Origin of the sequence: Liquorilactobacillus aquaticus DSM 21051, from assembly GCF_001436755.1 — a bacterium.
GTDB classification, from domain to species: Bacteria; Bacillota; Bacilli; order Lactobacillales; family Lactobacillaceae; genus Liquorilactobacillus; species Liquorilactobacillus aquaticus.
The window spans coordinates 93,184-100,796 of the sequence record NZ_AYZD01000025.1; the positions used below are offsets into that span (position 1 = coordinate 93,184).

Annotated in this window: 6 protein-coding genes; all 6 read right to left on the bottom strand. The window is 36.8% G+C overall.

The window, feature by feature from the left end; genetic code table 11:
* Nucleotides 1–57: 57 nt before the first annotated feature.
* Nucleotides 58–1,794: a pyruvate oxidase gene (locus FC19_RS08755; RefSeq protein ID WP_057876591.1), complete on the bottom strand. Its 1,737-nt coding sequence runs from the start codon at nucleotides 1,792–1,794 to the stop codon at nucleotides 58–60.
* A gap of 282 nt (nucleotides 1,795–2,076) precedes the next feature.
* Nucleotides 2,077–2,721 carry a L,D-transpeptidase gene (locus FC19_RS08760; RefSeq protein ID WP_057876592.1) on the bottom strand — a complete coding sequence of 215 codons (645 nt, stop codon included), beginning with the start codon at nucleotides 2,719–2,721 and terminating at the stop codon, nucleotides 2,077–2,079.
* A 12-nt stretch (nucleotides 2,722–2,733) separates the two neighbouring features.
* Nucleotides 2,734–4,281 carry an ABC-F family ATP-binding cassette domain-containing protein gene (locus FC19_RS08765; protein WP_057876593.1) on the bottom strand — a complete coding sequence of 516 codons (1,548 nt, stop codon included), beginning with the start codon at nucleotides 4,279–4,281 and terminating at the stop codon, nucleotides 2,734–2,736.
* A gap of 166 nt (nucleotides 4,282–4,447) precedes the next feature.
* Nucleotides 4,448–4,588 carry a hypothetical protein gene (locus FC19_RS11635; RefSeq protein WP_164477449.1) on the bottom strand — a complete coding sequence of 47 codons (141 nt, stop codon included), beginning with the start codon at nucleotides 4,586–4,588 and terminating at the stop codon, nucleotides 4,448–4,450.
* 92 nt (nucleotides 4,589–4,680) lie between these two features.
* Nucleotides 4,681–5,589: a helix-turn-helix domain-containing protein gene (locus FC19_RS08770; protein WP_057876594.1), complete on the bottom strand. Its 909-nt coding sequence runs from the start codon at nucleotides 5,587–5,589 to the stop codon at nucleotides 4,681–4,683.
* A gap of 420 nt (nucleotides 5,590–6,009) precedes the next feature.
* A complete protein-coding gene (locus FC19_RS08775; RefSeq protein ID WP_057876595.1) occupies nucleotides 6,010–7,257 on the bottom strand; it encodes a glycosyltransferase in 1,248 nt (415 codons plus the stop codon).
* Nucleotides 7,258–7,613 lie beyond the last annotated feature (356 nt).

Below are 7,613 nucleotides of genomic sequence, written 5' to 3' on the forward strand. Positions count from 1 at the left end.
AAGGTAGCATTCCTGCCACCTTTTTAAACCTTTGACATAATCCAACCGCTGACTTAACTAAAAAAATTGACGCATAATATCTTTTAATGGCGGTAATTCAGGTATTTTCCAGTAATTTTCCAAATATGCCTGCCCAAACTTCAGGTATCCTTTTGCTTCATCCATTACGATCTTTCCAGGAAGAGGAGCATTATCAGCAACGTAAGCATTGATAAGAATTGGTTTATCCTTAACCTTATAAGCGCGATCAAGAGCTTTTTTAAACTCTGTGTTACTCTTAACTGTTATGCCAATACCGCCACATGCCTCCGCAAATTTCGCGAAATCCATATCAGCCAAATCAATCTGATAATTCAATTGTCCTGCTGATTGCTGCTCGTATTCAATAAAGGCAAGCTTTTGGTTATTGATAACCACGCAGATAAGTGGCAGTTTATATTTCACAGCCGTCACAAAGTCCTGCATAACCATTGAAAAAGCACCGTCACCATTTATTGTCAAGACTCTGCATTTTGGATATGCAACTTGAGCTGCAATTGCGCCTGGCAATCCACACCCCATTGTTCCTAACCAAGCAGAAATCGCAAATTTTTGTGACTCCCTAACATGCAGAAATCGGGCAGCCCATGAAGTCGATGTCCCCACATCGATCGAATACACCAAATCATTTGGTGCAGTTTCATCAATATATGCTGCCATTGCTTCTGGGGCTAGTGGTGCAGTGTCTAATTGTCGTTTAGATTGCATCCAATTATTCCAATTTTTCATATTCTTCTGGCAAGCATTTAAAAAAGCTGCATCTTGACGAATTCTTCCTCGTCTATTTAGTTCCTTCACAATTTTTGCTGTATCGCCTTGAATAGCGACATCAACACCATATCGTTTTCCGAGATTCTCAGCCTTTAAATCAACCTGTATACATTTAGCTTGTCCTTTCTTGGGCAGATAAGGACGGTACGGATAGTTGGTTCCCAACAGAATCAACAGATCCGTGTTTCGCATTGCTTCATAAGCTGGCTTAGTCCCTAATTTGCCCACGTTCCCTAGTGAATTAGGGTGTGCATCATTAATAATGCCCTTCGCTGGCAAAGTTGCAACAAAAGGAATCTGATTTTCTTCAACAAATTGTTTGATATCCGCGCCCGCCTTCTTAGCGCCCATTCCAAGAAGCACAATTGGCTTTTTAGCTCCACTAATAAGGTTTGCCGCACGTTTGACTTGCATTTTATCAACTTCTGGGGTACTTAGGGAAAAAGCACGAGCCGATGATTTATATGCCTCTTTTAGTTGTTGTTCAGGAATATCATCCGGAATAGTCAAAACAGCAACGCCCTTGTTTTCATACGCACTTCTAATTGCTTGGTCGACAATATCTGGCAAGTTATCTACAGATGAAATATTTCTATTAAAAACAGCCACATCATCAAACAGCTTGGATGTATTAACTTCTTGAAAATAGCCTTCATTCAACGACTTGGAAGTTACTTGGCCTAACAAAGCTAGAACAGGGACATGATCCATTTTAGCGTCATACAAACCATTCAAAAGATGGATCGCTCCTGGACCACCAATCGACAAGCATACCCCTATTTTATCAGTATATTTAGCTTCTGCAGCTGCTGCCAACGCAGCGACCTCTTCATGTCTGACCTGGATAAACTTGATCCTGTCTTGCTGTCTTCTCAAAGCATCGACCGTTGTGTCAATTGAATCTCCAGGTAACCCGTAGACATTCTTAACTCCCCAATCAGCCAACACATCAACTAACAAATCGGAACCCTTAATTTTTGACATCTACAACACTTCCTCTAGAAAATAGCTTCTTAAGAAAGGAGCTTCTAATTCAAGGATAGCGCAAAAAAGGTTGTGTACGATAATCATCTGCTCAAAAAAAACTACTTGTTTACATCAGAAAACCGCATTTTTTATTTAGCTATAGTAAAAAACACGAATTCTTGATTATCACCCGCAGAACTTAGTTAGTTGCCCAACAATGCAGATCATAATACAAATAATTCGTGTTTATTATTTCTTGATTACTCACCTGTCATATTTACTTAATCAAAAATACTTTTTCTACCTAATAATCACCTTTGTTCCTTTTGGCACTTGCTCCGACATCCATTTTGCATCCGCCACTGATAAACGGATGTTACCATGTGTATTAACATCTTGTCCCGTTTTACCAAGCTTCTCGGCCTCATCACGCCGATAATTCTTATTTTCATCTGTTGGAACTGAATGGAACATGTGTGCCCCCTTGCCCTTCCAAGAAACCCAGTACTTCGCACCTTCACCACTCACTGGATTATAGAAAAACTTTCCCCGTTGATCTTGAATGTAAAAAGTCCCCTTAGGCAAAGCTTTAATATCTTTAGAACTTTTTCGCGGTAAACTTATTGATGCGTACATTGTATAAATCGTTTTTTTATCAGATTTTAAATATACTCTTTGCTTTTTGGTTGAAACCTCAATCCAAAAATTTTCCACTAAATCCAAATTTGGATAATCAACTTTTTCAGATGATTTGCGCCAACTGATGGGTCTGCGCAGATTTAAATTTTTGATTCCTTTTTTCTTTAATTCCGCTTTTTTCTTAGCAGCCTTTTCTAACTTGATGCTATTCTTTTTTTCAGCTTGTTTAACATGAACAATACTCCAGCCTGCAAAACAAACAAGTATAATTGCAACCAGCCAAGCCAAAATTTTTTTCTTATTCATCAGTATACCTCTCTAACCCTTACTTAATCTGACACTCTCAACATCGAAGATCTTATCGATCCAGCCATCATAAAAAGATGCCTCATGCGTAACTAATAGCACATTCCCCGGGAAAGCAATCAAAGCTTCTTTTAAAGCCTCTTTCGTTTCATCGTCTAAATGATTAGTAGGTTCATCCATAATCAAGAAATTGCTAGGCTTAAGTTCAAGAATACAAATCTTGACCTTCGTTTGTTCGCCACCACTCAATAACTTGATTGGTTTCATAGCATTAGCTGCATTAAGCCCAGCGCGTGCCAGCCGTTGCCGAATTGTTTTGGGTTCAAGTCTTGGATAAATATCCTGCACAATTTGCAAAGGTGTTTTCATATTACCTTCCCATTCCAAATCCTGTGTAAAATAATTAACCTTCACTGCATCGACAAATTTAGCTGTTCCTCCAAAGGTTGGGATCAAGCCCAAAATTGACTTGATTAAGGTCGATTTTCCCACACCATTAAAGCCCTTCAAAACAACCTTTTCGCCGTGGCTCAAAGAAAATGTTACGGGCTCTAACAAAGGTGCCTCATATCCAACAGAAAGATTATCAACAGTTAATGTTGCTGCTGATAGTAATTCTTCATACGGAAAGTTAAAATGTGCTTGGAGTGCATCACTAGGCGGATCAATCCGTTCCATTTTATCTAGCCTTTTTTGCCTTGATTTTGCCATCGTTGAACGAGTCCCAGCCTTGTTTTTTCGAATGTATGCTTCATCTTTTTCAATTTGCTGACGCTGTTTTTCGTATGCTTTCAGCTGAACTTCTTTTTTTACTTCCTTTTGCTTAATTGCAGATTTAAAACTACCAGTGTATTTGGTGATCTTGCCGAAAGCAATATCAATTATTGTATTCGTGACCCTCTCCAAAAAGTCGAAATCATGTGACACCACCATAAAACACCCGGTAAAACTATTCAGATAGTTAATGAGCCATTCAATATGGTCAGTGTCCAGATAGTTTGTTGGTTCGTCTAGCAACAAGACATCCGGTTTTTCCAAAAGAAGCTTCGCTAAGATTATTTTCGAGCGTTGGCCTCCGCTGCATTCGCTGACTTTATGATCTTTGCCAATCGCATCAATCCCCAAACCTGCCATAACCTGCTCAATATGTGTTTGGATTTCATAAAAGTCATTGGCTTCCAACTGTTCTTGATAGCGCCCAGCTTTTTCCATTAATTTTTCATCCATTGTTTCCGCATACTGTTCATAACATTTTGTTTGTTCTTTGCTAATCCGGTATAAATTTGCAAACGCCGTTTTTAAAAACTCAAAAACTGTTAAGTCATGTGCGCCCTGTGCATATTGATCTAAATAACCGATTCTGCATCCATTTTGCCACTTAATATTTCCTTCATCTGGCAACTGCTGACCAGTAATAATTTTGATCAACGTACTTTTACCCGCACCATTTTGACCAATAATACCCATATGATCTTCTTTATTTAGTCTAAAACTGGCATCTTGATACAATTGCTTGTCTGCAAATGTATGCGAAATACCATCAACTTCTAAAATGCTCATTTTTTCCCCATCCTCTTATTGACTGATTATATCATATCCCGCCTAAAAAAATTTCTCTTATAAATATTTTTCAATTTCTTACAAACATATATTCCATTAAAAAAGACCACCACAAAACGCTGGGGACGTTTCATGCCGGCCAATGCATCCAAAACGGCTGCACCAATTATTTAGCTGCTTTTTCTAATTCTTCACGACTCTTCAAGAAAGCTAAAACAGCTTGATGTTGAGCACGACGTTTCTTAATATTTTTTTGATTTACAGGGCGACGATCATTGGCAACCCCAACATGAGTATTTTGTGACATCACTGCTCCTCCTTTCGTCATCCACATATCTTTTTATTCTATACTGTAACCAAAAATTTTTCAAGTTTAATAAACATAGAATAATCTGCTGGTTAAGCTTTTCGCCGACGGCGTGTTCCCTTCTTTTGCAGCTGTGTACTCAACAATTCCTGTAAGATGGCAACATGTTCCCGATATAGATCATCCAAACCAACCTTTTGATATAGAGAAAATATTTCAGAAATAAGCCTAATTCCCTGCTCATAATCTCCATCATATATTGTTTTAAGTCCATTAAAAAATCGTTTATTGCTCTGGGCATAGATATTGTTGGAATCTACATTTATCTTAGATAACAAATTATAATAGTATGCTGTATGCTCTTTCTTATCAGATTTCATGAATAGCAAAATAGTTCCACACAAAGTTTTGATCTTCAGATTTTCTAAACACAGATCCTGTTCATCATCTTCTTCTAACCATTCGTGGTTCTGCAAAAGTTTTTCAGCCGAGGAACTGTCAAACATAAACATTGCATCAGACAAGAGCTTATATTCATAGTGTCCCCAATGTTTACTCCGTAAAAGGTAATGCGCAATTTCTTTGCGCTCAGCTAAAGTACTTTCATTTGCTCGACCTAACTTTTTCTTCATAGCCCTTGCGATCAGCTGAAGGTTATAGAAACGCAGCAAATGTGTTTCTTCATACCCGCGTTCAAGTTTTTTCTCCAAAGCTCGTATTTCAGTAAAGTTCCCATCTCGAAACGATCTTAGCAAATCGTCGCGATATTCACCGTAATGATAGTGCACCTGTCTTTGCATGATCTTCTTAAATAAAACCGCGAATTCATCAGACTCAACGTTCAATCTGTCCAATATATGTAAAAAAGTATCGGCGGTTGTTTCAACGAGTCCGCTTTCATATTTATAGTACATTGATCGTGACAGTAAATTGTCATAAACAGTCTTTGCTTTTATCCCCTTCGCTGTTCGAATATCCTTTATTAATTCCCCAGTTTTCATCCCATAAACTCCTTTTTAATTAATTAAACACATGTCCAATAAATAACAGTACATCAAAAAGCGCAGTAATAATGTCGTTTCAACTTTTTCTGGAATTAGTTCTTACGCCAATCACTTCACTTTTTTTCTGGTTGGAGCCACTAATTCAGCAATCCTAAAGAAAATAGTTAATTTAATGCATGAAAATTTTTTTAACTATGGCAATTTCATTTTATCAAATTGTTTAGAAGTTTGGAAACTCTTTAAATTAAATAGTACCATTTTTTTCTAATCAATCATAGCAGATTATATTTATAAAATAACCACTCAACTAGCGTTAACCGTTTCTAAAACCACATAGTTACTACTATCGGATTTTTTCATGATAATTTAAACAGCTGAGTTCATTAATGAGAAAGTAGGATATGACTTTCAAGTCCTTCATTCTATTTTTTTGCTTTTTCTCAATGACTTCAGCCATTCACATAGCTTAGGTTGCTGTAATAGCTTTCTCAAGCCTGGAACACGCCTTGAATGACGATACATTTTAAGGTACCACGGTGCATGTGAAGCTCCTAACACCTTTTCAATCTGCTGTTTTGTTTCACTTTCAATGTTTTCAAGCTTTTCATCAGCTAAGCTTCCGTTGCCCGCGAACAATGAAACATTTTTAAACATTTTCTGGACATATCCGAACTTCATTTCTTTCAATATATTCATACTCTTGACAAGTTCTTCTTTATCCATACTCTCAGAAATAGCTTTTAAAACCTGCTGTGCATCAGCAGCTACATCTTTTTTATACAACCAATTGATAAGTGGAACCTCGCTGAAATTCTCGTACGTAACATGGTCATCTCCAACATAAGCTATTACACGATGGCCTTGTGCCAAAGACTCGGCGATCGCATATCCTAATGTCTCAACATGCGAAGTCGATAATGCAATATAATCACTAGGTATTTTTTTATTGATAAAGACTGCATTTTTAAGATGATTATGTGCAATCATTCTCTCGTATCGAGCTTTATCCGGTCCATAACCGTTTATGTACAACCTGATATTACCCTTCTTTAACTTATTAATGATATATGCTGTCAGCTTGATTGCATAAGTTATATCCTTAGCACTTTCATCAAACCGCGCGTAAACTAATAAATTGCTGGTTTTGTTCCGCTGTACTTGAGCAGGATCACATAACTGCAGGTGAGCTAAACTCACTGTCTGTATATAAATACGATTAAAATGATATTTTTGAACAAAACTTTTTTTGATAGCCGGTGTTGCTACACGAAGACAAGTGAACGGGCTCAGGTCGACACTAGCAAAATGCTCGTTCAAAAGTCCCAAAGGAGTATGCACCTCACCGATAATTAGCGCTTTCAAATTATATTTTCGTATCACCGCGGCCAACGGAAAAAGATCCTCCCGTGTAATGAAAAAATATTCCTTCTCAACATTTTTTTCAGTAGTTTGCCTATACAACTCCCCTATCTTCTTTATTTGGACATTAGCAGTAGCTTTTTCATGCTTATGTAGCCTGCGCAAATCAAATCTATCAAAATCAGTGTAATTGTAATAAACAACTACATAATTCTGAGCATTAAATTCTGCAATCAAATTCAAATTGCTGCGTGTTGTTCCACCTGGTGAAAAAATATTATAACCAATAATATTTATTTTGAACATAATTTGACCCTTTCCAATTATAAAAACCCACATATGCTTAATTATCAATTGAAAATACTGTAAAATCGATTTTACCATATATCTATACGGTAAAATGCTGTTTCTTGCATTTTTATTCTTAACTAAATAAATTATTTCATTCATATTTACTATACAAAAAAAATATGCTTAAAGTCGCGCTTTTTTGCACATTTTTTCTTTATTTAAACAAATTAAATATAAATAGTCTGAATTTGCTCACAAACAACCTATATTCAGCAATAATCGATTTTTAAAAATTCCCAATCAAAAATTTTCTTCAGTAACCATCCACCAGCATAGCTGGTGGCTTTTTTTCAGCCCTATAAGGGCTTGCT

Coding starts and splice junctions, on each gene's coding strand:
- FC19_RS11635 (WP_164477449.1), bottom strand. CDS start 4,588: ATGTCACAAAATACTCATGTTGGGGTTGCCAATGATCGTCGCCCTGTA.
- FC19_RS08755 (WP_057876591.1), bottom strand. CDS start 1,794: ATGTCAAAAATTAAGGGTTCCGATTTGTTAGTTGATGTGTTGGCTGAT.
- FC19_RS08775 (WP_057876595.1), bottom strand. CDS start 7,257: ATGTTCAAAATAAATATTATTGGTTATAATATTTTTTCACCAGGTGGA.
- FC19_RS08760 (WP_057876592.1), bottom strand. CDS start 2,721: ATGAATAAGAAAAAAATTTTGGCTTGGCTGGTTGCAATTATACTTGTT.
- FC19_RS08765 (WP_057876593.1), bottom strand. CDS start 4,281: ATGAGCATTTTAGAAGTTGATGGTATTTCGCATACATTTGCAGACAAG.
- FC19_RS08770 (WP_057876594.1), bottom strand. CDS start 5,589: ATGAAAACTGGGGAATTAATAAAGGATATTCGAACAGCGAAGGGGATA.